This is a genomic window from Trichormus sp. NMC-1, from assembly GCF_001858025.1.
In the GTDB taxonomy this organism is placed as follows: domain Bacteria; phylum Cyanobacteriota; class Cyanobacteriia; order Cyanobacteriales; family Nostocaceae; genus Anabaena.
This window is the reverse complement of sequence record NZ_LZQD01000001.1, coordinates 1142810-1165501: the sequence shown is the minus strand read 5'-3', so window position 1 is coordinate 1165501 and position 22692 is coordinate 1142810. Positions and strand designations below refer to the sequence as shown.

23 protein-coding genes and 1 tRNA gene are annotated in these 22692 nt (G+C 38.8%); 11 read left to right on the top strand and 13 right to left on the bottom strand.

All coding sequences use genetic code 11. The features are described from left to right. Positions 1 to 121: 121 nt before the first annotated feature. The 5 genes from A9Y75_RS05265 (at position 122) to A9Y75_RS05245 (ending at position 3373) form a co-directional block, all read left to right on the top strand. Entirely contained in the window at positions 122 to 358 is a 237-nt protein-coding gene (locus A9Y75_RS05265; protein WP_026104076.1) for a DNA-directed RNA polymerase subunit omega, read from the top strand. Between the two features lie 90 nt (positions 359 to 448). Next, positions 449 to 943, top strand: a complete 495-nt coding sequence (locus A9Y75_RS05260; protein ID WP_177176111.1) for a hypothetical protein — start codon at positions 449 to 451, stop codon at positions 941 to 943. 61 nt (positions 944 to 1004) lie between these two features. Further along, positions 1005 to 1370 (top strand): DUF1818 family protein, encoded by a 366-nt coding sequence (locus A9Y75_RS05255; RefSeq protein WP_071188476.1) that lies wholly within the window; start codon positions 1005 to 1007, stop codon positions 1368 to 1370. Positions 1371 to 1490: 120 nt separating this feature from the next. Beyond that, positions 1491 to 1564, top strand: a tRNA-Pro gene (locus tag A9Y75_RS05250). A 156-nt stretch (positions 1565 to 1720) separates the two neighbouring features. Then, positions 1721 to 3373, top strand: coding sequence for a metallophosphoesterase (locus tag A9Y75_RS05245; protein ID WP_071188475.1), 1653 nt, complete (start codon positions 1721 to 1723; stop codon positions 3371 to 3373). Positions 3374 to 3742: 369 nt separating this feature from the next. Here A9Y75_RS05245 and mdh read toward each other — a convergent pair whose 3' ends face one another. From mdh to A9Y75_RS05210, 7 genes are all read right to left on the bottom strand, one after another. Further along, positions 3743 to 4720, bottom strand: coding sequence for a malate dehydrogenase (gene mdh, locus A9Y75_RS05240; protein WP_071188474.1), 978 nt, complete (start codon positions 4718 to 4720; stop codon positions 3743 to 3745). A gap of 112 nt (positions 4721 to 4832) precedes the next feature. Continuing rightward, on the bottom strand, positions 4833 to 5048 hold the full coding sequence (locus A9Y75_RS05235; RefSeq protein ID WP_071188473.1) for an NAD(P)H-quinone oxidoreductase subunit O: 216 nt from the start codon (positions 5046 to 5048) through the stop codon (positions 4833 to 4835). Positions 5049 to 5326: 278 nt separating this feature from the next. After that, positions 5327 to 6262 carry a hypothetical protein gene (locus tag A9Y75_RS05230; protein WP_071188472.1) on the bottom strand — a complete coding sequence of 312 codons (936 nt, stop codon included), beginning with the start codon at positions 6260 to 6262 and terminating at the stop codon, positions 5327 to 5329. A gap of 388 nt (positions 6263 to 6650) precedes the next feature. Further along, positions 6651 to 6848: a hypothetical protein gene (locus A9Y75_RS27300; protein WP_143046363.1), complete on the bottom strand. Its 198-nt coding sequence runs from the start codon at positions 6846 to 6848 to the stop codon at positions 6651 to 6653. Positions 6849 to 7000: 152 nt separating this feature from the next. After that, complete coding sequence (locus tag A9Y75_RS05220; RefSeq protein ID WP_071188470.1) at positions 7001 to 7837, bottom strand: DNA-formamidopyrimidine glycosylase; 837 nt, start codon at positions 7835 to 7837, stop codon at positions 7001 to 7003. Positions 7838 to 8007: 170 nt separating this feature from the next. Next, positions 8008 to 8223, bottom strand: coding sequence for a photosystem I reaction center subunit IV (locus A9Y75_RS05215; protein WP_071188469.1), 216 nt, complete (start codon positions 8221 to 8223; stop codon positions 8008 to 8010). 244 nt (positions 8224 to 8467) lie between these two features. Further along, complete coding sequence (locus A9Y75_RS05210) at positions 8468 to 9052, bottom strand: PAP/fibrillin family protein (protein ID WP_071188468.1); 585 nt, start codon at positions 9050 to 9052, stop codon at positions 8468 to 8470. Positions 9053 to 9292: 240 nt separating this feature from the next. Between A9Y75_RS05210 and A9Y75_RS05205 the strand changes: the two genes are divergently transcribed. Next, a complete protein-coding gene (locus tag A9Y75_RS05205) occupies positions 9293 to 9535 on the top strand; it encodes a DUF3134 domain-containing protein (RefSeq protein ID WP_071188467.1) in 243 nt (80 codons plus the stop codon). Between the two features lie 76 nt (positions 9536 to 9611). Beyond that, positions 9612 to 10715, top strand: a complete 1104-nt coding sequence (gene mraY / locus A9Y75_RS05200) for a phospho-N-acetylmuramoyl-pentapeptide-transferase (protein ID WP_071188829.1) — start codon at positions 9612 to 9614, stop codon at positions 10713 to 10715. 61 nt (positions 10716 to 10776) lie between these two features. Here mraY and A9Y75_RS05195 read toward each other — a convergent pair whose 3' ends face one another. Both A9Y75_RS05195 and psb28 read right to left on the bottom strand, forming a co-directional pair. After that, positions 10777 to 11283: a molybdenum cofactor biosynthesis protein B gene (locus A9Y75_RS05195; protein ID WP_071188466.1), complete on the bottom strand. Its 507-nt coding sequence runs from the start codon at positions 11281 to 11283 to the stop codon at positions 10777 to 10779. 163 nt (positions 11284 to 11446) lie between these two features. After that, positions 11447 to 11782 (bottom strand): photosystem II reaction center protein Psb28, encoded by a 336-nt coding sequence (gene psb28, locus A9Y75_RS05190; protein ID WP_071188465.1) that lies wholly within the window; start codon positions 11780 to 11782, stop codon positions 11447 to 11449. Positions 11783 to 11850: 68 nt separating this feature from the next. Between psb28 and A9Y75_RS05185 the strand changes: the two genes are divergently transcribed. Next, positions 11851 to 13617 carry an alkaline phosphatase gene (locus A9Y75_RS05185; protein WP_071188464.1) on the top strand — a complete coding sequence of 589 codons (1767 nt, stop codon included), beginning with the start codon at positions 11851 to 11853 and terminating at the stop codon, positions 13615 to 13617. Between the two features lie 206 nt (positions 13618 to 13823). Here A9Y75_RS05185 and A9Y75_RS05180 read toward each other — a convergent pair whose 3' ends face one another. Together A9Y75_RS05180 and A9Y75_RS05175 are read right to left on the bottom strand one after the other, a co-directional pair. Further along, entirely contained in the window at positions 13824 to 14945 is a 1122-nt protein-coding gene (locus A9Y75_RS05180; RefSeq protein ID WP_071188828.1) for a GTP-binding protein, read from the bottom strand. 74 nt (positions 14946 to 15019) lie between these two features. Next, on the bottom strand, positions 15020 to 15637 hold the full coding sequence (locus A9Y75_RS05175) for a Uma2 family endonuclease (protein WP_071188463.1): 618 nt from the start codon (positions 15635 to 15637) through the stop codon (positions 15020 to 15022). A gap of 235 nt (positions 15638 to 15872) precedes the next feature. Between A9Y75_RS05175 and cysS the strand changes: the two genes are divergently transcribed. The 3 genes from cysS (at position 15873) to A9Y75_RS05160 (ending at position 20266) form a co-directional block, all read left to right on the top strand. Further along, complete coding sequence (gene cysS, locus A9Y75_RS05170; protein ID WP_071188462.1) at positions 15873 to 17333, top strand: cysteine--tRNA ligase; 1461 nt, start codon at positions 15873 to 15875, stop codon at positions 17331 to 17333. Positions 17334 to 17407: 74 nt separating this feature from the next. Beyond that, positions 17408 to 18844, top strand: coding sequence for a TldD/PmbA family protein (locus A9Y75_RS05165; protein WP_071188461.1), 1437 nt, complete (start codon positions 17408 to 17410; stop codon positions 18842 to 18844). Positions 18845 to 18916: 72 nt separating this feature from the next. Beyond that, complete coding sequence (locus A9Y75_RS05160) at positions 18917 to 20266, top strand: TldD/PmbA family protein (RefSeq protein ID WP_071188460.1); 1350 nt, start codon at positions 18917 to 18919, stop codon at positions 20264 to 20266. Between the two features lie 459 nt (positions 20267 to 20725). Here the strand turns inward: A9Y75_RS05160 and A9Y75_RS29365 are convergent, their stop codons facing one another. Then, complete coding sequence (locus tag A9Y75_RS29365; RefSeq protein WP_236721329.1) at positions 20726 to 21007, bottom strand: hypothetical protein; 282 nt, start codon at positions 21005 to 21007, stop codon at positions 20726 to 20728. Positions 21008 to 21086: 79 nt separating this feature from the next. Then, the gene (locus A9Y75_RS05145; protein ID WP_071188457.1) at positions 21087 to 22673 is read right to left on the bottom strand and encodes an Hsp70 family protein; all 1587 of its coding nucleotides are present in this window, start codon (positions 22671 to 22673) and stop codon (positions 21087 to 21089) included. Positions 22674 to 22692 lie beyond the last annotated feature (19 nt).

Below are 22692 nucleotides of genomic sequence, written 5' to 3'. Positions count from 1 at the left end.
TATTTGAAATTGTGAGTGAATTCTCCATTTGAATATTTAGATTTAAAAAAGTCTTCTATTGTTTCCAAAATATGTAATTCAGTACTGCTAAACTAGGGTAGAATCTCAAAAGTCACTAACTATGCTTAAGCGTTCCAAGTTCGAGACAACTCAGTCTCAGATTATGCTCCGTGCTGAGGAGCTTATTAGTGCCGCCTCAAATCGCTACCGCATTACGGTTCAGGTAGCGAATCGCGCCAAACGTAGGCGTTATGAAGATTTTGAAAATAACGAAGATGCGATTATGAAACCCGTACTCAGAGCGATTCTGGAGATGTCTGACGAAATGACTCAACCAGAAATTATCGGCGAACTCTAAAATAACTCCGTCAATTAACACTGAGATGAAAATTACCCATTCTGAGTAAAAAACTCTCAGTATCACTTTCATCTCAGAATCTTTGAAGCTATGCAAAAGAAAAAACTTTTATTTTTGCGGTTCAAATCAGCGCTCATCATAGCCGTAATAGCAGTGAGTGTGATAATTACAGGTACAGTAAGTACGAGTTTACTCAGCATTTCACCCGCAGTAGCTCAGAGAATCAGTCCTAGCGATGTTTGGCAACTAGTGTATCAGCAATTGCCCGACCTGCCAAAAGAAAATCAATATATCAGTAAAGAGACTAAAAAAGTTGCTGAAAACAACACTTTAGCTAGTCGGATGATTCGCTACCACATTTACGTGAAAGGGAGATCACCCTTATATCGCTTAGATTGGAAGTTAACCTTGGCAGATTATCTAAATGCCAATGAAACGGTGTATGAACCATCCTATCCAGGTAATGATACATTACAGCAAAATCCGATAGAAGGCGATCGCACTGCTATTGCTAAACTTACCCGCAAGCAACGCAATAACTTAGTCCAAGTCTTAGTTGATATTTTTAATCCTGTCCAAAATTAAAAATTAAAAATTAAAATTGGCGAGAATCTCCTTAGCATCCTTTGGTATTAAAAAAGCATTCATGCAACGAGTTATCAAAAGCGGAACAGGTTGGCGTATTGGCTGGAATCCTGACGCAGCAGAATTTAAAGGTTTAGTGGGTACAGACGATTGGGCGCTAGAATTAACCGAAGCGGAATTAAATGACTTTTGCCAACTTCTCGCAAAATTAGCCGCTACCATCAAGCATCTAGCCACAGAATTAATGGATGAAGAAAAAATTGCCTGTGAAGCGGAAAGCGATTTATTATGGATGGAGGTAGAAGGCTATGCTCACGCCTATAGTCTGCGGTTCATACTCAATACAGGACGATGTGTTGAAGGTAAATGGGATGCTGCCGCCGTGCCAGAGTTAGTGCAAGCAACAGAGATTCTCAAAGTTTTTTGAAAAAAGCTTGCTATTTTCCCGAAGCTTGTGATACTCTCGTAAGAGTGACTTAAATAAGTTTTAGATAAACAAATTTGGATAAACCCTAAATCCAAAATCTAGAATCTAAAATTAAGTAGACGGGGCGTAGCGCAGCTTGGTAGCGCGCCACTTTGGGGTAGTGGAGGTCGTGGGTTCGAATCCCGCCGCTCCGATTAATTGAAAAGTCGTAAATTAAAAAGCATTTCTGTATCATTCGTATAACAGTTATGTTTAAAAGCATAAGCAGCTATCAAAGCTCTTTAACCGCTGTACTTATCCTGTTGTTATGCCTTACTCTATTAAGCGTGTATTCTTTTGGGCAAACAATCATGATATCAGCACCCCAACTGCTGACAGACCCGTTTTTGCAACTACCAACTGAAACTTCAGTGCGAGTAGTTTGGTTTACTGAGTTTGTAGGTGATAAACACTTAGTCATCTATGGTGAAAAACTTGATCAAAGTGCAATTGCAAAAACTACTAAACTCAGCCGCACTAGAGAAGACCAACAATCAAGAGTAGCAAATCAAACCAAGAACGGGCAAATTTATCAAAAACCTGTCAAACGTGAAATTTGGCGACACGAAGCCGAAGTTACAGGTTTAGTTGCTAATGTGCGGATTCCCTATCACGTTACTAGTATACGAGAAGATGGAGCAAGCGTTAGCAGCGAAGTTTTTACCCTTGTACCCACTCCCAAACCTGGTACAGCTTTAAAAATTCTCCTCACTTCCGACCACCAGCTTAAACCCATGACAGCAGCGAATCTGCAAAAAGTGGTAGAAACAGTGGGAAATGTGGACGGGGTATGGTTTGCAGGAGATTTAGTCAACGTTCCAGACCGCGCTTCCGAATGGTTTGATGATAACCGAGGAAATGCTTTATTTCCAGGTTTGCAAGGTCGTGCTAATTATCAAATGGAAAACAACGGTGCAAAAGTAACTTACACCGGAGGGAAGATTATTCAAAATGCACCTATGTTTACTTCTATTGGTAATCATGAAGTCATGGGGAGATTTGCGAGAACAGCAAGTTTAGATGATGAATTTAATGATACTATTCCTCGTGAAGTTGCCCAAAAATTGTATGGGGAAACAACACTAAAAAATAATTCTTTCAATACTGACACTTACGAAGAAATTTTTACATTACCCCAAACTAAAGCCGGGGGCAAAACATATTATGCAGTTACTTTTGGTGATGTCCGCTTAGTAGTATTGTACATTACTAATATGTGGCGACATCCTCAATTAGATTCGCAAATTAAAGGTAGATATATAGAACCCAAAAAAGATTTTAACTATCCTGAAAATTGGGGTTATGGACAGTTGATTTATGAGCCGATTTTTGAGCGTAGTCAACAATATAATTGGCTGAAACAAGAATTAAAAAGTCCTGAATTTGAACAAGCAAAATATAAAGTTGTGATGTTTCATCATCCGCCGCATACATTGGGTGATAATATTATTCCAGCTTATACTAATCCAGTAAGTATAATTGAAAGAGATAACGAAGGAAATATCAAAGCAGTTAGTTATAACTATCCCAAAAGTGCAGATTATATAATTCGTGATGTTCTCCCTTTATTAGAAGCTGCAAAAGTGCAGTTAGTATTTTATGGACATTCCCATTTATGGAATCGCTTTGTAAGTTCGAGTGGGATGCACTTTCTAGAGACTTCTAATGTTGGTAATTCTTACGGTGCTGCTTGGGGTGGAAGAAAGCGAGAAGTACCAACAAACTATCAAGAAGATTATACAGCAATTGGCGATCCTAATGGTTTAGAACCAATCATACCAACTATTTCTCCATTGTTAGGAGAAGATGGTAAACCGATGCCTTATATTGCTAGTAATGAGATTACAGTTTTTAGCATTTTCGACACAGGAACAGGTACTATTAGCAGCTATCGTTTTGATACGAGAAAGCCTAATTCTGAAGTTGTTAAATTTGATGAATTTAAGTTGAAAAAAATTCGATGAACCTCTCCCCAACCCTTCTCCGACGCGGAGAGGGGCAGTTAAATCATTTGTGAAGAACGAAAAAAATTAAGAGATTCAAGCCTCTCCCGTATTAAAAGTTTCTCCTCTTCCCTTGCTTGTAGGGGAGGGGTGCGGGGAGAGGTTTGGATAGGCAATACTTGTCGGTTAAGCTCAAAAAAATGAAATTACGTAGGTTGGGTTGAGGCACGAAACCCAACATTTACAGGCATTTGTTGGGTTTCACTTTGTTCAACCCAACCTACAAAAATCCTTAACCGAACAGTATTGTTTGGATAGGGGTTCTATAAATTCGTGAACAAACATCTTGTATAAGTGAATTTTATCTGTATCTTTCTTTTGGCAAAAACTCTATGATTTCGTATCTAAAATTTCCTGCGCCCTTTGAATATTTTGGCGTACAGAATGGGCTGAAGTCTGCAAAGCTGAACTTTCTTGATCACTGAGAGTTAATTCTAAAATACTCTCAACTCCACCGTATCCTAAACGACAAGGAACACCAATGACAATATCATTTAAACCATATTCACCTTGCAGATAAGCTGCAACTGGCAACAAACGCGACTGATTTAATAAAATTGATTCTACCATTAAAGAAGTAGCAGAAGCAGGAGCAAAAAACGCGCCGCCTGTATGCATTAATTCCACAATTTCTGCGCCACCGTTACGGGTTCTTTCTACTAAACGTTCAATTGTGGCTGTATCTAATAATTCTGTAATAGGAATACCATTGACAGTTGCGTAACGGGCTAAAGGAACCATTAAATCACCGTGGCTACCTAAAACCATTGCTTTTACGTCCGCAGGTAAAACTCCCAATTCTAAAGCAATGAAAGTTTCAAACCTAGCTGAGTCTAACACTCCAGCCATGCCCATTACTTGATTTCTGGGTAAATTTGTCGCTTGCCAAGTTAAATAAGTCATCACATCCAGAGGATTTGTGACGACAATAAAGATAGCATGGGGAGAATGTGCGATCGCATTTTTGGCGGCATCAACTACAATTTTGGCATTAATTTTCAGCAAATCATCTCTCGTCATTCCCGGTTTGCGAGGAAAACCAGCGGTAATCACGACAATATTTGAATTAGCCGTATCTGCATAATTATTAGTTCCGCTAATTTGCCGATTATGTAATTCCAGTCCCCTGGCCTCTAGCAAATCTAAAGCCAAACCTTGAGGCATTCCCTCTACAATATCTAATAACACCACATCAGCCAAATTTTTCTCCGCAATGCGTTGGGCTAAAGTGCTACCTACTCTACCCGCACCCACAATAGTTACACGGGGAGATTTACACAAAACTGGGGAAGATGGGGAATAAGACATAATTTTTCTATAATTGCAATTATTCAATCATAGTAGGGTGGGTTAGTGACAAAGTAACCCACCATGCTGCTGACTTTTAAGCTAAAGCACTATTAAGAACGATGTATGTTTGTTATGCAAACTCTTCCAATTGTTCTAATTTTAACCAAATATTTGGCGTTGGCACTTTTCCAAACTTCACCAAAGCGTAATCACCCTTAATATCTACTACTTCCCCTTGACTATCAAATAAATAAGCAGGGAAGCGAGAATCACTAGCTTTAGCTTCTAGACTATTTTCCAACTTTTCGCGGATAGCCCGCACCATATTTCCTTTTTTAACAGCCATGAGTTCCCCTTGTTCCAAAATAAACGCTTTTACTCAAAATTTTATCTCGCGCCCAGACCCAAAGGCATAATTTCTTTCCCCAAACAAATATAACCGCCTACTCTGGTGGTAAGCGGTTGAGGAGGAAATTATATTTTTATTGCTAGATAGTTCTTCCTTATCGACTTCATGATAACAAATCCCCAAGCCATTGTCAACCCCCCAATACTCTATATTCTGGATTTTGATTAATTTTTAAATTATTTTAGAAATTGCAGATTTGTCCATTTTTCCATCAATTATTTGGCAAATCTAGCTAATAATTCTTCACGAGATGATTGTAGAAGCAAAGGAGTAAATTCTTCCCTAGTCATAGCAATCAGAAAGTCGATAATTGCTGCTAATTCTGAATCAACTTCCCCAAAACGTACTTGCATGATACTTTCAATCATAGCGCGTCGTTCTCTTTCTATACCTTCTTGTCGTCCTTCCTGGAGTCCTTCCTGGAGTCCTTGTTTTTTTAGTTCTTCTAATTGTTGTTGATAAATTTCTGATAGTTTCATAATCAACTCCTGGTCATCTTTATCAATATCTTGCTCTTGACGTTGACGAGCCGATAAAACAGCAATCAGGTCATGTACTAATTGTACGATATGGGAAAGGAACGGACTGTTTTTAGGTATTGCTTCTAATTCTTCCACTGCTTGTCGTTGAACTTTCCCTTTACCTAATATCCTGAGAAACAGGGTTTCTGGTGTGCTGGGGAGTTGGTGAATAGCAATAATGACGGTTTTTAAGCCCTCTCCCAAAAAATAAATGCCTTTACTCCAGTTTTCTTCATCGACTGTAGTATTAAAACTTGTTAGTAGTTCCACTGAAGCAGTAGGAGAAAAAATCCACAACCTGGGTAATTCTGCCTCATTTATACGGGTATTGTTGCGGTTAGATTGACGCTCTATGTCCGCATGAATGTCAAATAATTTACCCATACAACTGCGAATTTCGCTTTTGGTGACGGCATTGCGGAATGGTTCAAATATAGCATAATTTGTCGCCATTCGTCCTAGTAGTCCGAGTATTTCTAGACTTTGTGTAGGTTGAGGTGAAGGAATAAACAAAACGTCAATTTGTCTTACTTCTGCTGTGATATCTTTGCTGGTTTCTACTTGTCCGTAAGGTGTTAATAGTTCTGTTAGATATTGTTTTGCAAATTGGTCATGTATAAAGCGAGTCATCGGATTTCGGATTTTGGATTTCGGATTGATTGCACGAATAAATCCGGGTGAAAAGTATAATCAAGGAATTATTGGTCATTTAATTGAATTTTCACTAATAACTCAAGTTGCTAGTTATCTAGTTGAGGCTGGTAATGGATAATGGGTACTGAAATGCCTATTTTCGTCCTGTTCATCCTTTAACCCTGGACATTATCTCGACTTCGCTCGATAACCACCTGATTCAGACAAGAAATATTAATTTTACACTCTTTAGGTAATATTTAGTGACAACGAAAATGTAGGGGTTTAGCAATGCTAAACCCCTACCCGATAATTATTGATCAAATATCCTTTGGTGGAGTGCCAGGTATCGAAAACGGAAAACGTGGAGGTAGAAAAGTTTATCCTAGCTAACCGTTGTGGTTACAGGGTTGGCGATGCGGGTTTTTAATGCTATGCTCTTTTTAACTTTTCTCATTGCTCCCAGGGCTAGTAGGGAACCGGCTACGGGGATGGTTGCGCCTCCGGGGATATCGAAGGGGACTGGAACTACTTCGGTGGCTACGGCGCTAAAAGACCCTACTACAAAACGCTGCCCATTCAAAAAATTCAATCCACCAGACCTGTATAAATTCCAATTTCCACTTGTGGAAGAGGAGAACCCAACCCCCTTCCCTACAAGGGAAGTGGGGGAATTAAAATCAAAGTCTCTTTCCTTGTAGGAGAGAGATTTAGAGAGAGGTTTCTTAATCCCCCTCATTTCTGACATTGAGAACAAAAATGACTAGAACGCCCACCTAACTTAATTCGCTGGATGACATTACCACAAACTTTACAAGGTTTCCCGGTGCGGTTGTAAACCCACGCCTCACCGCCATAGTTGCCATTTACACCTTTAACATTGAGGAAATTACTAAAAGTTGTTCCACCAGCGGCAATACTTGCGGATAGAACTTCAATTATCGCTGTTCTTAAAGGTTCAATTTGTGGGCTTTGTAAATCTGCACAGATAGTAGTTGGTAAAATTCCACTTTTAAATAAAGCCTCATCAGCATATATATTACCCAATCCTGCAACTATCGACTGATCTAACAATGCAGTTTTAATGGGACGACGAGATTTTTTCAGCTTATTCGCTAAATACTCAACGGTGAACTCTGGTGAAAATGGATCTACAGCCAGTTTTGCCAAACCTGTAATAATACTTTCTACAGCCACACCTGGGGGAACATACCACATTTGCCCAAAGGTGCGTTGGTCAACAAAGCGTAATTCTTGTTCTTCCCCAAAAAATAACCGAACTCTGGTGTGTTTATGTAAAGGTTCATCTCGATTTAACCATAATAATTGTCCGGTCATTCGCAGATGCACTCCTAACCAGGTCGAAGGAGGAGAAAGTTCAGCTAAAAGATATTTACCGCGACGATGCCAAGATTTAATGGTGCTTTTTTTAATACTTTCTATAAATTCTTCAATAGAAAACGGGTAGGCGATGGTGCGTTGTAGCAACACATCTCCCCCCGTAATTGTTTGATTTAGGGTTAATTGATTTAAACCCCGTCGGACTGTTTCAACTTCAGGTAGTTCAGGCATTTCTAGAGTAATGATGGCGGTACAAGCCCAGAGGGAGGCGAACCGCAGGGTGTGCTGAGTTCGGAGCAATGCTTCACGAAATAAATCGAGGAGATGGAACCAGCATATTTATTTTACTGCTTTTTCCAATTTTTATACTCAGGACTCAGCACCCAACACTGTGCGACTGTTTACTTTTTCGCTGCTTTAGCTGCTGGAGGTGCAACCTCTAGTAATTCATCAGTAGCAAAGTTATTGGTATTGATACCAGAGTAATTGACCTTATCAAACCGGACAATTACGGAGTACTTGATACCGCTTTGGTCAATAGAGGCCACAGTTCCTACATCTTGAAACCAGTAGGATTCGGGGCGAAGAACACGTACTTTAGAACCACGTTGAACCATGATTATTTTCCCTTTGAATTATCAATTGCCAATAAATTAGGGCTAATTGATTTCACTCTACAACCTGAAGGTCGTTGCTAGAGTGTTTGTTAAGTTATTTGTCATATTGGGGAACGGGGAACTGTTAACAGGTTAATCTCCCCAAATCTCCTTGTCCCGTACACAAAACAATATCAGACCCCACTTGACAAAGTACTTATAATAGAATAAGGTCGTTCGCAAACACTTCTTGCGAATAAACCGCCTATGCCTTACTCAAAACAAACACGCTCCCTTCGTTACCTCTACCAATGCGTAGATCATTATCTATATAGGTGATGTCCAACCATCCTTGTTGTTGGTCACTCTGAATAGGAAAGTCAAGGGCAGTAAATTTTTTTCCGGATTCAATTTGCTGGATAAAAGTTGCAGGTGACTGATAGTCAATTAGCTTTTGTAAGCCAATAATAGAACGCTGGAATTTTACTTGAACTCGACGTTCTGAGACTGGTTCAAATTTAGCAGCTACGCTAACTAATCCTTCCAAAGAAGGTAGTCCGTAAATTTCTGCTATGTTATAAACGCTAGTAGTTTCTACTCTAATACATTGGTAAATTTGTCCAAGTTTGTAAAAGGGAAAACGATCAAGGTTTAGTAAAGCCTTACTTGTGGTGTAAAGTAATCGCCAATCACCTTCTAGTAAGTGGCTGGCTGCCAAAGGGCGTGGTGTGGGGTTAAAATCCTCCAAACTAGCGATCGCTGCTAGGATAGCCTGTTTTTGGGTTTCAGTTGCCAGCAACCCGCGATTTGTACCAGCGATTGCATCCAGAAGAGTAGATTTTGTCATCATCGCCTTTTACCTCAAAATATGCCTATGAAATCAGAATTAACAAGATATTAATGCTTTATGTATATAGCTATGCAATTCATCTGTTGAAGGGCTTACTGTTAGCGATAGGGTAATTAAATAATCTTTTTTGTTTAATTCGGATTTATCAATCAAAGAGTTGAATCATTAATTAAATTATGCCGTATCAAATGATAGACTCTTAATGTCTAGTTACATAAACCTCTTCGTGTCTTCGTTGATATGTTAAATTCGCCCCTACGTGAGGAACCCCGCAACCAGCGAGCTACTGTAATTCCCTCAAAGCAAGATTCCTCTATACTGGATTGGTTGCAGTCTAGCCGTCGTCTTATAGCGCGTGATGTTCACGAACCTAATTTTTCGGAAGCGGAAGCAGTAATATCCGATTTATTGGGTGGAGAAGACGGAATTGGCGATCTTGATTTTGATGACGACGATATCAGCATAGGTGAGGATGAGCCTTAAGAGGTGTGGAGACTGAGTTTTATCAATAGTCTCTGTTTGTCGGTTTTTTTAAGTGTGGAGTGAAGGAAAATTTTCTGTGGACGCTAAACTATCTCCTGACCAAAGTATAAATATTTCTGGAATTGGGCTGGCCTCTATGTTAGCCCTCTTGCTCAGTACAGCAGCCTTGACTTTAGATTGGCTAGGGAATAGACTACCTTGGCAAGCTACATCGCTGACGTTGCCTTTGTTATTATGTGCTGTAGGTGCTGCGGCTGTGGGAAAATGGGTAGTACCTCTACTGCAAGCGCTGAAAACAGGGCAAATCATCCGGGAAGATGGTCCCCAAGCCCATCTAAAAAAAGCTGGTACGCCAACTATGGGTGGTATTTTTTTCATCCCTGTTGCAGTGGTAGTTGGCTGTATATTGTCTAATTTTCATCAAGACGTACTGGCTGTTTCGGCTTTAACAATTAGCTACGGTTTGATTGGCTGGATTGACGATTGGCAAATTTTGCGCCGGAAATCAAATAAAGGTATATCTCCAAAGATGAAACTGGCTTTGCAGATAATTTTTGCGGCTTGTTTCTGTGTGTGGATAATTTTTAACCGAGATTTTACTATAACAAATATCGCCTTACCTTGGGTGAGTTTTACCCTACCTTTAGGATTCTTCTTCTGGCCTTTGGCTGGTTTTGTGTTAGTAGCAGAAAGTAATGCTACTAATTTAACAGATGGAATTGATGGATTAGCAGGGGGAACAGTTGCGATCGCTATTTTCGCATTAGGCGCTATAATTGCACCCACCTCACCGGAATTAATGATTTTCTGTGCGGCTATGAGTGGTAGTTGCTTGGGATTTTTAGCGCATAACCGGAACCCAGCCCGTGTTTTTATGGGAGATACTGGTTCCCTAGCCCTGGGAGGTGCTTTAGCTGCTGTAGCGTTGTTGACTAACAGTTTAGTAGCCCTGTTTATTCTCAGTGGGATCTTCTTTGTGGAAACCCTGTCTGTAATGGCGCAAGTTAGTTATTACAAAGCCACAAAGGGGCCAGATGGTAAAGGTAAGCGGCTGTTCAAAATGGCTCCTTTACATCATCATTTAGAGTTAACTGGCTGGTCAGAATTGCAAGTAGTTGCGGTCTTTTATATAATCGCCGCGATTTTAGCTACCATCTGCTTAACAATGATTAAATTTTGAGATTTTTGATATGTGGGGAATATAGATCCCCGACTTCTTTGAGAAGTCGGGGATCTTGTTATTATAGCTTTTGCATTTGAGTAACAAGATGAACGAGTTCGGGTAAAATCAGTTTTTCCATTCCTAATAGTACTGCAGTACTGGAACCGGGAAGAGAGAAGATAAGTTTATTTTTATAAATACCACCTACAGCACGAGATGCGATCGCTCGTGAACCAATTTCTTGATAGCTTAAAAAGCGAAATAACTCACCAAATCCCGGTAAAGTCTTTTCTAGCAACTTTTCTATAGCATCGTAGGTGGTATCTCTAGGGGCAATTCCTGTCCCACCATTAAATATTACAGCATCTAAATTAGCATTTTTACCCAGCAATTCTATCTGTGCTTGAATCTCTGCGGGTTCATCTTTGATAATTTTGTAGACTCCCACAGCATAGTTAGCAGTCAAAAGCAATTGTTGAATCAGTTGACCACTTTTGTCTGTTTCCGTGGTGCGGGTATCGCTGACGGTAATAACAGCGCAAGTTACAGTTATTCCCACTGAATCTGGGTGTGGTTGGAGTTTCATAGGTATTTGATACCAAGAAAGAAAAATGATAACGACAGATGAAAGTGGTAAAACACTTGTTTACTAAATCTTTGACAATCCCAAATCCAAAATCCAAAATGGTATAAGTTTTAGCCAGTGACCAATGACCTGTTTGACCAATGACCAATGACTAAGTGACTACTTAGGATTTACTCAATCCTAGATCGTTTTCCTTGGCATAACGATCCATAAAGCGCATAAATCGCTCCCATTCTTCGGGGGTTTTCATCAGGTAAACGGCTTCTAAAGCTTCTGGTCTACCGTTAACAAATTTACCCTTAACTTCGCGGGTAATTATTTCTCCCTCTTCGTCAATCATGTACATCCCGGTGATTTCTTCAGTATTACCTTGTCCCAAAATTTGTGGATTGGTAAAAATAAATGTTGCTGTACCTTGATCACCACTGCGCGATCGCGTCAAGCGTACCTCTGGAATTACTTCTTCGTCAACGCCTTTAGAAAACTGAATTTTTGCCATGATAAATGAATTTTAAGTTTTGTGATCATTATGTAATATTCTCTCATCATAGAGGAGGCATTTTACCTATGACAGTTAAATCTAGTTCACAAATTCGATTAACAGGTAGTTTACTGGCTGGAATCTTAACCCTAGCGATTATTATAGTGGGAGCGATAGCTTCTAATTCCAGCCCAGCTACAACCACAACCAAGACCAAGAACGTAATTCTGATGATTGGGGATGGTATGGGGTGGGAAATGGCTCGCGCTGCTGCTGTTGCCAAAGGATATAATTACACATCAGGGAAAGGAGAAGGACTCAGCTTTCAAACCCTAGATAATTACGCCTTAGCTACAACCTATGGTACAACTGTTGCTCCTGGTAATGGCGTGTTTAGTACTGGTAACTCTGCACTAGATAACTCTATTTCTATGACAGGTGCTAGTCCAGTTTTACCAGGTTTCAAATTTCAACCCATATTTAACCCAGGGAATAAACCATCAGGTGGTACAGAAAACCTCAGTGCTGATGCAGTTGGTAACTTAGTCGGTTATGATCCTGTTCGTGGGGGGATCAATCCTTGGACACCTGGAAATGACCCTGCATACATCAAGCACAGTTATCCTGACTCAGCAAATACAGCTACTACTCTTTATACCGGAGTTAAAAGCTATAACAACGCTATTTCCGTAGATATATTTGAGAAACCACTAGAAACAATTCTCAAAACTGCGGCTGATGCTGGTAAATCTACAGGGATTGTCACTTCTGTCCCCATTGATCATGCTACTCCTGGTGCAGCAGCAGCTAACGTCAATCGTCGAAATAAATATGACGCTGATTTTCCCAGTTTGGATAACATTTTACAGCAGGAACTCCGCATTTATCAACCTACTGTAATTTTAGGTGGTGGTCATCCCCTCACAGGTGCTGATAGTGAATCTTTACCAATGGGAGTAGAACCTCCGACAAAGTTTGAATATATTACGAAATCAACCTACGCAGAATTGAGTAAAAACCCGAATGGAAACCGCTACGATTATACATTTTTAGAACGGGGGAAAGATGCGGCGACTAAGTTAGCCAGGACTGCGAGTAAGTTAGATCCTCAAAAAGGCGATCGCTTGTTAGGATTATATGGAGCCAGAGGACAAGAGGGAAATCTCCCTGTCAGTACCGCTAACGGAGACTACAGCAATACAGGTTTGAGTATCTTTTCTTTGTTTGGTTCTCAAGGACAAAAACCCGATACAGTTCGTCCGCTGCTTCCTGGAGAAACCGATAAATCATTTATTGCTAGAGAAATTAATGAAAATCCCACTCTCCAGGATTTAACTAAAGCCGCTTTAGAAGTTTTATCTAAAGACAAAGATGGATTTTGGTTAATGGTAGAAGGTGGTGATATTGATTGGGCTGCTCATGATGATAACTTAGATAATTTAATTGGAACAGTCTTGGATTTTGATAAAGCCGTCAAAACCACAATTGACTGGATTAAAAATAACGGTGGTTGGGAAAATAACCTCCTCATTGTCACCGCAGATCATGATCATTACCTAACTTTAAATCCCAACTTTGGGGAACTTCTCAAAAACCAGGGTGCAGAAGCTTTAACTGTTGAATTTGAACCTATAAAAGCTGGTCATTTTTGGGGTTCTGAACCTCAAGTTAAATATGGTTGGGGAAATCATGCAAACCGTCCAGTTCCTGTTTATTATCAAGGGAAAGGTGCAGAGGTTTTAACTAATTCTATCGGGAAGGGTTTTCAGAGTTATGGTTTTGATGTTCCTGGTATTCAGGGTTTGGTAGATCAAATCCACATTTATCAAACTCAACTTGCAGCGATTAAATGAGAGGTACTAATTGTATCTGAGGTTGCACCAACCGCATAAATAAAGTTTTTAGATGTTGGGTTTCCTTGCGTCAACCCAACCTACATAACTGGGAAATAACTGACTTGAAAATAAGACCCCACCCCTAACCCCTCCCCGCTGTTTCGTGGAGGGGAATAAGAAGTTTCTCATGTGTCCTGGTGTACGCAGTTCATGATGGCTACTTACTATTTACCAAATCCTTTACCTCTACTAGTAGAAGGAAGACAAATACAGTTTTCTATTTGCTGGAGCAAAGTTTCACTATCTAGATTTTGACCAATTAGCACTAATTGATTTTTCTTTTCACCTTTCCACTCATCATCATCAATGGTGAAGCGTTTACCGCAAAGGTGGAAAATATGACGTTGGGGACTTTCATCAAACCACATAATCCCCTTAGCACGGAAGACATTTGTGGGTAGTTGGTTATCTAGAAAATATTGAAACTTGCGAATAGAAAAAGGTTTTTCACTTTGGAAAGATATAGAAATAAAACCATCATTTTCTAAATGGTCAGAATGATGGTGATGATGTTCATGATCATGATGGTCATGTTCGCAGTTAGAATGATCATCATGATGGTCATGTCCACAGGTAGAATGATCGTGATCATGGTCGTGATGTTCTTCGTGTTCTTCTTCCTCTGAATCGAAATATTTATCAGACTCAAACAATCCCACACTGAGAATTAAAGGAAGTGGAACTTGGGATTTTGTAGTCCGAATAATTCTTGAACCTTCCTTGATATCATTGATTTTTCTTTCCAATTCCTGCAAAGTGGTTTCATCAACCAAATCTGTCTTATTAAGAATAATTACATCACCATAGGTAATTTGACTTAAAGCTGCTTGAGAATTAAATAAATCCAAGCTATAATTTGCCGCATCAACTACAGTAATAATAGAATCCAATCGGGTCAAATCTCGCAACTCTGAACCTAGAAATGTCATAGCTACAGGTAGAGGATCTGCTAAACCAGTTGTTTCTACAACTAAATAATCTAGCTTGTCTTCCCTTTCTAAAACTTTGTAAACGGCATCTACTAAGTCATTATTAATGGTGCAGCATATACAGCCATTACTTAATTCCACCATATTTTCATCAGTGGAAACAACTAATTCGTTGTCGATACCAATTTCACCAAATTCATTCACTAAAACAGCAGTTTTCACACCTTGCTGATTTGTGAGAATATGGTTGAGTAAAGTAGTTTTACCGCTACCAAGAAACCCCGTAATAATGGTTACTGGTAAACCTTGTTTAGGAGCGTCCATTGGGTGAGATTCGGAAGTCGTAGTTGTTTGCATAATCATGAAGTAGGATATTGGTGTATTTTAAATGTTATCTTGATTTTAGCTAGTTGGCATCATTGGTGACATATTTACATACCAGCTTGAAAAATCTGGTTAGCAGTTAAGCTCAATTCTGGGAAAGTTGGTGATACTATAGTTTCATTTTTTCTAAATTGACTAACTTGATATTCCCCATTGATTAAATTATAAATAGAAATAGTTGGTTGTTTGGGATTTCCTATATAGGGAGTTCCACCTAAAGCTAAGTAATCAACAATCCAATATTCAAGAATACCAATTTCTTCATAGTCTTTAACTTTTGTTAAATAATCAACACGCCAATTTGTACTCACAACTTCAATAACTAATGGTATTGATGCAGCTTGAGTAACTGTAGCTGATTTTTTCCAGAAAGATTCATTTTGTAAATTAGCTGGATTGAGTAGTAAAACATCTGGTGAGTAAGCAGATTCATTTTCAGGTGGTTTCACCAAGACAGTTTTCGATATACCATAGGGCAAACCTAACCGTTTATATTCTGAAAAGATTATGTCATTCAAAAAAATGATAATCCACTCATGATCGCCTAAAGGTTGATTCATTTCAACAACTACTCCATTATGTAATTCATAATACTTGCCTTCTGGTTTCCATTGTACAAATTCCTCAAAAGTTACTGGCTTGGTTTTGGGTAATGCTTGAATCATACTTTACCTCCGGGTGTTGACAAGATTACTATAGCGATCATAAATGAACCGTGAACACCAATATTGGGTTACGACGCAGTTTTATGATTTATTTGTGCTAAATCAATTAATTACCGCGTCTAACCCAACCTACAAGATGTTCACAACCATTATTAGTTTACAAAATTTTCATCTGCTCCCTCGCCAGCAACTTGCGTTATTATTGTTTATCGTCTGATTGTCCCATTACTCTGTTATGACCCTAACTCTCTACAATACTCTCACCCGTCGTCAAGAACCTTTTACCACCGTCGAACCTGGCAAGGTTAAGATGTACTATTGCGGCGTGACTGTTTATGATTACTGCCATTTGGGTCATGCTAGAGCGTGTATTGTCTGGGATGTAGTGCGTCGCTATCTTCAGTTTATCGGCTATGATGTGCGTTATATCCAAAATTTTACGGATATTGATGATAAAATTCTCAGACGCGCAAGAGAAGAAAATTCTTCAATGGAAGTTGTGGCAGAACGCTATATTCAAGCATATTTTGAGGATATGTCACGGTTGGGAATTAAAGAAGCTGATGAATATCCCCGTGCTACACACACCATGAATGGTATTCAAAGATTAATTCACGATTTAGAAAATAAAGGTTTTGCATATCCATCTCAGGGTGATGTGTATTATGCGGTACAAAGTTTTGCAGAATATGGCAAACTTTCAGGACGCAAATTAGAAGATATGCAAGCCGGTGCGAGTGAACGGGTAAATGTTGAAGACGCAGAATATCAAAAGAAGAAATACCCCTTTGATTTTGCCCTGTGGAAGGCTGCAAAACCCGGCGAACCTGCGTGGGAGTCTCCGTGGGGAAAAGGCCGCCCAGGATGGCATATTGAATGCTCGGCGATGGTACGCGATCGCTTGGGTGATACTATAGACATCCACGCTGGTGGTGCTGACTTAATTTTCCCACACCATGAAAACGAAATTGCCCAATCTGAAGCAGTAACTGGTAAACCTCTGGCTAATTATTGGTTACACAACGGCATGGTGAAGGTAGATGGTGAAAAAATGTCCAAGTCATTGGGTAATTTTATCACTATCCGCGAGTTGCTAGATCGAGGTGTAGATCCAATGGCGGTGCGGTTGTTTGTGATGATGGCACAATATCGCAAGCCTATAGATTTTACCGATGATGCCATATTAGCAGCAACCAACGGCTGGCATACTATCAAAGAAGGTTTACTTTTCGGTTATCAACATAGTAAAAAACTAGGCTGGGACGAATCTAACCTCATTCAAAATCCAAAATCCAAAATCCAAAATGCGGAGATTGAGAGATTTAAAGAAGCCGTTGACGATGACTTTAATTTCCCCGGTGGGTTAGCAGTAATTTTTGAATTAGCCAAAGAACTAAATCGGGAGGGAAATATCATTGTTCATCAAGGAAGAACAGAAACCCCAGCCAATGAATTACTTAAAACATGGCAAACCCTAATTACATTAGCAGATGTTTTAGGTTTAACTGCCCAACCAGAAGCCGAAACTCATCCCCAAGATAGTTTAAGTGATGGGGAAATTGAAGATTTAATTCAAGAAAGACAAGCAGCGCGAAAAGCCAAGAATTTTGCAGAATCAGATAGAATTCGTGATGAACTATTAGCAAAAGGCGTTACCTTAATAGATAGCAAAGAAGGTACACGTTGGCACAGATAATCAATTAAAAAATTCCTCTCTGTGCCTCCGCGTCTCTGCGTGAAAAAAATAATTCAGAATTTTGAATTGTAACTATGTTATTTGAACTTAAAAAAGCAATTTCTCAACTCAACATTCCTGCTGATTGGATTGGGATTAGAGCCGTAAAAGAGACATCGAGATCCCATTATGTTCGTGACGGATTACCCCAAAGCAACGGCCAATCCTTGACAATGGGAGCCATGCTAGAAGTGATGGTAAATGGCTGTTTAGGTTATGCTGCTACCAACTCCTTAGCATTACCATCCCTGCAAAATGCCGCCGAAATAGCCTATAAACAAGCATTAGCAGCTAGTGCATGGTGGATATATCCCGTTAGTGAAAGTACACGCCCCAAAGTGGTAGGTGAATATAAATCACCCTTTTTAGAACCATTAGATGCGATTAGTCCAGGAGAAATCAACGATTTACTAATTCGCATTTGCCAAAAGCTGAAAATCAACGACAAAATAGTTCAAACCACCGCCACTGTAGCTACTAGCGATAAAGAAACTTGGTTTGTCAGCAGCAACGGCTCAGAAGTATATCAGAAAATTATCGCCCTTAATACGCATTTTGGTGCGATCGCTCAAGATGGTGCAATCGTCCAGCCACGTACCAATAACGGCGCTCATGCAAACTCTTATCAAGGTGGATGGGAGCTTTTAAAAACCGATATTTTATGGCATCGAGTGCAGCAAGTTGGCGAACAGGCATTAGAATTATTAACTGCGGAAGAATGCCCAAATATTCGCACTAATTTAGTTTTAGCACCAGACCAAATGATGCTGCAAATCCATGAAAGTATCGGTCATCCATTAGAAATTGACCGCATTTTAGGAGATGAACGCAACTATGCTGGCGGTAGCTTTGTCACCAAAGAGGATTTTGGTAAACTAGAATATGGTTCGCCATTAATGAATATTACCTTTGATCCCACAGTTGAAGGTGAATTTGCTAGTTATGGTTTTGATGATACTGGTGCAGTAGCTACCAAAGAATATGTCATTAAAAAAGGCATTCTCCAACGCGGTTTAGGCAGTTTAGAAAGTCAAGCCAGAGCAGATTTACCAGGTGTTGCTTGCGCTCGTGCTTCTTCCTGGAATCGACCGGCAATAGACAGAATGGCCAACTTAAATTTAGAACCAGGAAACGCCACTTTTGAGGAAATTATATCAGGAATAGAACAAGGCGTTTATATGGAATCTAACCGTTCTTGGTCAATAGATGATCAACGTTATAAATTTCAGTTTGGTTGCGAATATGCTAAGTTAATTGAAAACGGTAAATTGACCAAAACTTTACGTAATCCCAACTATCGAGCGACAACACCAGAATTTTGGCATAGCTTAATTCAAGTTGGTAATGCTTCTAATTGGCAAATGTACGGGACTCCTTTCTGTGGTAAGGGAGAACCTAATCAGGCTATTTGGGTTGGACATGGTTCTCCTGTTTGTGTATTTGCTAATGTGGAGGTTTTTGGGGGAGGTTAAGAGGAGTTTTTTAAACGCAGAGGTACGCAGAGGGTTTTTGTCTATTTGCTTGTTGTGATTTTAGGGTAATTTATGAAAGTTGAAGAATTATCGATTTTAGAAAGTAATTTTAATCAATTAATAGAAACTCTGCTGATTAAAAAAGCGGAAGGTGAAAGTTTTGCTGTTAGGTTGAATAGTGAAGGCAGTCAATTTACTCGCTTCAATCATGCCAAGGTTAGACAAACGGGTTTTGTGGCTGATGCTTCTATTGTACTGACTTTAATGGCAGATAAGCGCCGGAGTTTTCGTCATTTTCCCTTTAGTGGAAATTGGGAAATAGATTGGCAAATAGCATACTCGGCTTTACAAGAATTACGTGATGAATTGCCTTTATTACCTATTGATCCTTATTTAGTTTTACCATCAGGCACTAATACTAGTCGAGAAGTAAATCTAGGAAAATTATTAACTCCAGAAATAGTTGTTACTAATATCTTAGAATCAGTAGCTGATTTAGATTTTACTGGACTTTATGCTGGTGGTGTTATTATTCGAGCTTATGGTGATTCTAGCGGACAAAAACACTGGTTTGCTACTGATTCTTTTACGTTAGACTATTCTTTGTTTATGGAATCAGGACAAGCTGTTAAAGGAACTTTTGCTGGCAGCAATTGGGATGAATCTGCTTATTTAGCCAAAATAAATGATGGAAAAAAGCAATTAGCAATGCTATCTCGTCCAGTCCAAGAATTACCAAGAGGAAAATATAAAACCTATTTTGCACCTGCTGCGGTTGCTGATTTATTGGCTATGCTTTCTTGGGGTGCTATCAGTGAAGCAGACATTCAACAAGGTAATAGTGCTTTAGCTGTTTTATCACGTCAAGAAAAACAACTTTCACCAAAGTTTAATTTGCAAGAAAACTTCCAACTCGGTTTAGTTCCCAGATTTAATGAATTAGGAGAAATGGCTGCACCGGAATTACCTTTAATAGAAAAAGGAGTTTTGAGCAATACTCTTGTTAATTCTCGCACCGCTAAAGAATATAATAAACTTGCTAACGGTGCTAATGGTTCAGAAACATTACGTTCTCCAGAAATCAGCCCTGGTAATTTAGCATTTGATGATATTTTACCCAGTTTAAATACAGGATTATATGTTTCTAATTTACATTATTTAAATTGGAGCGATCGCCCTAGTGGTAGAATTACAGGTATGACACGTTATGCCTGTTTTTGGGTAGAAAATGGCGAAATAGTCGCCCCCATTGAAAATCTGCGTTTTGATGAAAGTCTCTATCGTTTCTGGGGTGCAGAAAATTTAGTACATTTAACCGATTTTCAAGAATTTATTCCCGAAGTCGGAACCTATGAAAGCCGGCAATTAGGTGGTAGTTTAGTTCCGGGGATGTTGGTAAACGATTTCACTTATACTTTGTAAAAATATATAGGACTCCTATTTGATTATTGAACAAGACTCAGTACACACTAAAACCCTTCTTTCCTGTTCCCTGTTCCCTGTTCCCTACCCACACAAATAAGTTCACAAATCAAAACGGATTACTATAGTTTGTAGTTGCGCTGTCTTCACCCAACCGTAACTACCAACATCGACATTAAATGCATCATTTTTATTACTATTAGCAGATAAAGGAACGCAATAAGTGATAGCTGATGGATGATTGAGAGGATAGGGTTGTGTCCAAAAAGATGAAATTGGGTTATTGTCCTTGATTTGGCAACGGGTAAGTCAATTTCTGCTTGTTTCGGGATTAAGGTTGGTGTATTTTCCCTGTCGGTCATAGTACCATCCAGTCTCAGAAATATTGCTGGCATTGATGAGTGTAATTGCCTGAATTTGAGGCTGTTTTTCGACTAGGGTTTTTAGTAGTGGTAACAGTTAATTTTGATTAACAGCATTGGAATTTTGTGCTGATTTTTCAATACCATAAATCGACAGCAGAATACTTCTTTCAATGGCTTGCAGTTTCCCTTCCATCTCATTTGCAACAGTGTCAATCCGGGACTGAGCTAAATCAATCAACCAAGCATCTACACTTTTGTGCAACAGTTTGTGGGCTTGCCAATAAGAAACTCCATAAATAGCGATCGCTGCCACAACACAACTAAATATCAACCGATGGGTAATATTTTTAAATCTAAACATGGAGGGCTTTTTCATGAAAAATTTATTTGTAAATTGGTGTGAATCAACTCATATTTGCTATCACATTTAATGAAAATTTATTATTAATTACAAATTAGTTTAACTTATAAATTGCACCCCTATTAACTAACATCTCTCCCGTCAATAAATCCTTCACAGTTGCTAATAAAATACGTCGAAAATCTACCTCAAATAACACGGATATTCTATCAAATTCTGCTGCTCCTGGTGGGTTCAGTTTTGCCACACAAACCTGTTGATTTTGATTATCTAGGGAACGGTAACTTTCTTGATGTTGAAGAGTGCTGGAAGTCATTCTTCCTGAAGCATCAAAAGCAATTTCTGTTTGTGTTATGTCACCTACTTCACCAATATCTAAACGAATCTCTTTTTGTCCATTATTTGCACTTTGTAAAGTTAACCATTGGGAACTTTGACAAGGATATTTTGTACCTTTACTAAATATAGGATGATAAATATAACTTTGGCTGTAATTATCCCATAAACGAATCGCGTAACTATGACGTAAAAAATCATCTATTTCTGTAATTTGGGTTATTGCTAATGCACCATGACAAACTGCGTCAAAAGGTTTATTTAATTTTACCTTACTTTTACCAAAATAAGAAAGAATTAATTGTTGAACTGCGGGAATTAAACAACTTCCTCCTACTAATAAAACCTGTTCAATATCATTTTTAGAAATACCTTTTCTGAGTGCAAAAGCTAAAACCTCATCTAACGCATCTCGTAACTGTTGTAAAAACTGTCTATATTCTAAAATATCCTCTAATTTTTCCCGGTCTATTTTTAATTCATAGGACATAAAAGATTCATCGTCAAACCAACTTTCAGAAACAGATTGATTTTTAGAAAGTTGAATTTTTAAACGTTCTGCAATTTCCAGGAGATTTTGATACCCAATTTTTCCAATTTGTTCCGGTGTTAAATTTTGAGAATGCAAATAATCATCAACTATCCACACATCAATATCTTCACCACCTACATAAGCTTCCGACTTAGCTAAAACCTCAGCACGTAAACTATTATTTTTATCAGAATTATTTACAGTTTTAACTAAACTTAAATCGAGAGTTCCCCCACCAAAATCTACTACCAAAATCAATTTATCGGGACTTTTTACCGCATAACCTAAAGCTGCTGCTGTAGATTCATCAATAATTGACACTTTTGGAACATTTAACTTTTTTCCTAAATCTCGAAACCAATCTAAATAACGTTCAAAAGCACCAACAGGAACAGTAAAAATTAAATGACTAGGTTCGATATTTTGCTTTTTAATTTCTGTCCAAATAGTTTGAATAAACAACTCAGAAACGGAAACAGAATTATAATTAATTCCCTCTATTTGACGTGGTGGTGGTTGATAATCTCCAGCCAAATCACGTTTAAACTTTTTAAATAACCGTTCAGGAGGGTAATTTTGAGAAAGTCCTAATCTTTGACTACGGACACCTTCACCTAATATAATATTATCAGTTGATTTAATAAATAATAAACTAGGAATAACGGGATATTCCAATCTTTCACCTTGAGAAGTGACACCCACAAATACACGGGATAAATTAGGGAAACGCAAACTTTTAGGTTGTTGGGTATCAGCTTCTAAAATACTAATTACAGTATTACTTGTACCAAAATCAATTGCGATAGTTGTCATAAATCATTAGTAGGTTGGG

Coding starts and splice junctions, on each gene's coding strand:
- A9Y75_RS05195 (WP_071188466.1), bottom strand. CDS start 11,283: ATGAAACTCCAACCACACCCAGATTCAGTGGGAATAACTGTAACTTGC.
- A9Y75_RS05180 (WP_071188828.1), bottom strand. CDS start 14,945: ATGCAAACAACTACGACTTCCGAATCTCACCCAATGGACGCTCCTAAA.
- A9Y75_RS05235 (WP_071188473.1), bottom strand. CDS start 5,048: ATGGCTGTTAAAAAAGGAAATATGGTGCGGGCTATCCGCGAAAAGTTG.
- psb28 (WP_071188465.1), bottom strand. CDS start 11,782: ATGGCAAAAATTCAGTTTTCTAAAGGCGTTGACGAAGAAGTAATTCCA.
- A9Y75_RS05265 (WP_026104076.1), top strand. CDS start 122: ATGCTTAAGCGTTCCAAGTTCGAGACAACTCAGTCTCAGATTATGCTC.
- A9Y75_RS05175 (WP_071188463.1), bottom strand. CDS start 15,637: ATGATTCAAGCATTACCCAAAACCAAGCCAGTAACTTTTGAGGAATTT.
- A9Y75_RS29365 (WP_236721329.1), bottom strand. CDS start 21,007: ATGAAAAAGCCCTCCATGTTTAGATTTAAAAATATTACCCATCGGTTG.
- cysS (WP_071188462.1), top strand. CDS start 15,873: ATGACCCTAACTCTCTACAATACTCTCACCCGTCGTCAAGAACCTTTT.
- A9Y75_RS05260 (WP_177176111.1), top strand. CDS start 449: ATGCAAAAGAAAAAACTTTTATTTTTGCGGTTCAAATCAGCGCTCATC.
- A9Y75_RS05220 (WP_071188470.1), bottom strand. CDS start 7,837: ATGCCTGAACTACCTGAAGTTGAAACAGTCCGACGGGGTTTAAATCAA.
- A9Y75_RS05160 (WP_071188460.1), top strand. CDS start 18,917: ATGAAAGTTGAAGAATTATCGATTTTAGAAAGTAATTTTAATCAATTA.
- A9Y75_RS05210 (WP_071188468.1), bottom strand. CDS start 9,052: ATGATGACAAAATCTACTCTTCTGGATGCAATCGCTGGTACAAATCGC.
- A9Y75_RS05205 (WP_071188467.1), top strand. CDS start 9,293: ATGTTAAATTCGCCCCTACGTGAGGAACCCCGCAACCAGCGAGCTACT.
- A9Y75_RS05230 (WP_071188472.1), bottom strand. CDS start 6,262: ATGACTCGCTTTATACATGACCAATTTGCAAAACAATATCTAACAGAA.
- A9Y75_RS05215 (WP_071188469.1), bottom strand. CDS start 8,223: ATGGTTCAACGTGGTTCTAAAGTACGTGTTCTTCGCCCCGAATCCTAC.
- A9Y75_RS05145 (WP_071188457.1), bottom strand. CDS start 22,673: ATGACAACTATCGCAATTGATTTTGGTACAAGTAATACTGTAATTAGT.
- A9Y75_RS05245 (WP_071188475.1), top strand. CDS start 1,721: ATGATATCAGCACCCCAACTGCTGACAGACCCGTTTTTGCAACTACCA.
- A9Y75_RS05255 (WP_071188476.1), top strand. CDS start 1,005: ATGCAACGAGTTATCAAAAGCGGAACAGGTTGGCGTATTGGCTGGAAT.
- A9Y75_RS05185 (WP_071188464.1), top strand. CDS start 11,851: ATGACAGTTAAATCTAGTTCACAAATTCGATTAACAGGTAGTTTACTG.
- A9Y75_RS05165 (WP_071188461.1), top strand. CDS start 17,408: ATGTTATTTGAACTTAAAAAAGCAATTTCTCAACTCAACATTCCTGCT.
- mdh (WP_071188474.1), bottom strand. CDS start 4,720: ATGTCTTATTCCCCATCTTCCCCAGTTTTGTGTAAATCTCCCCGTGTA.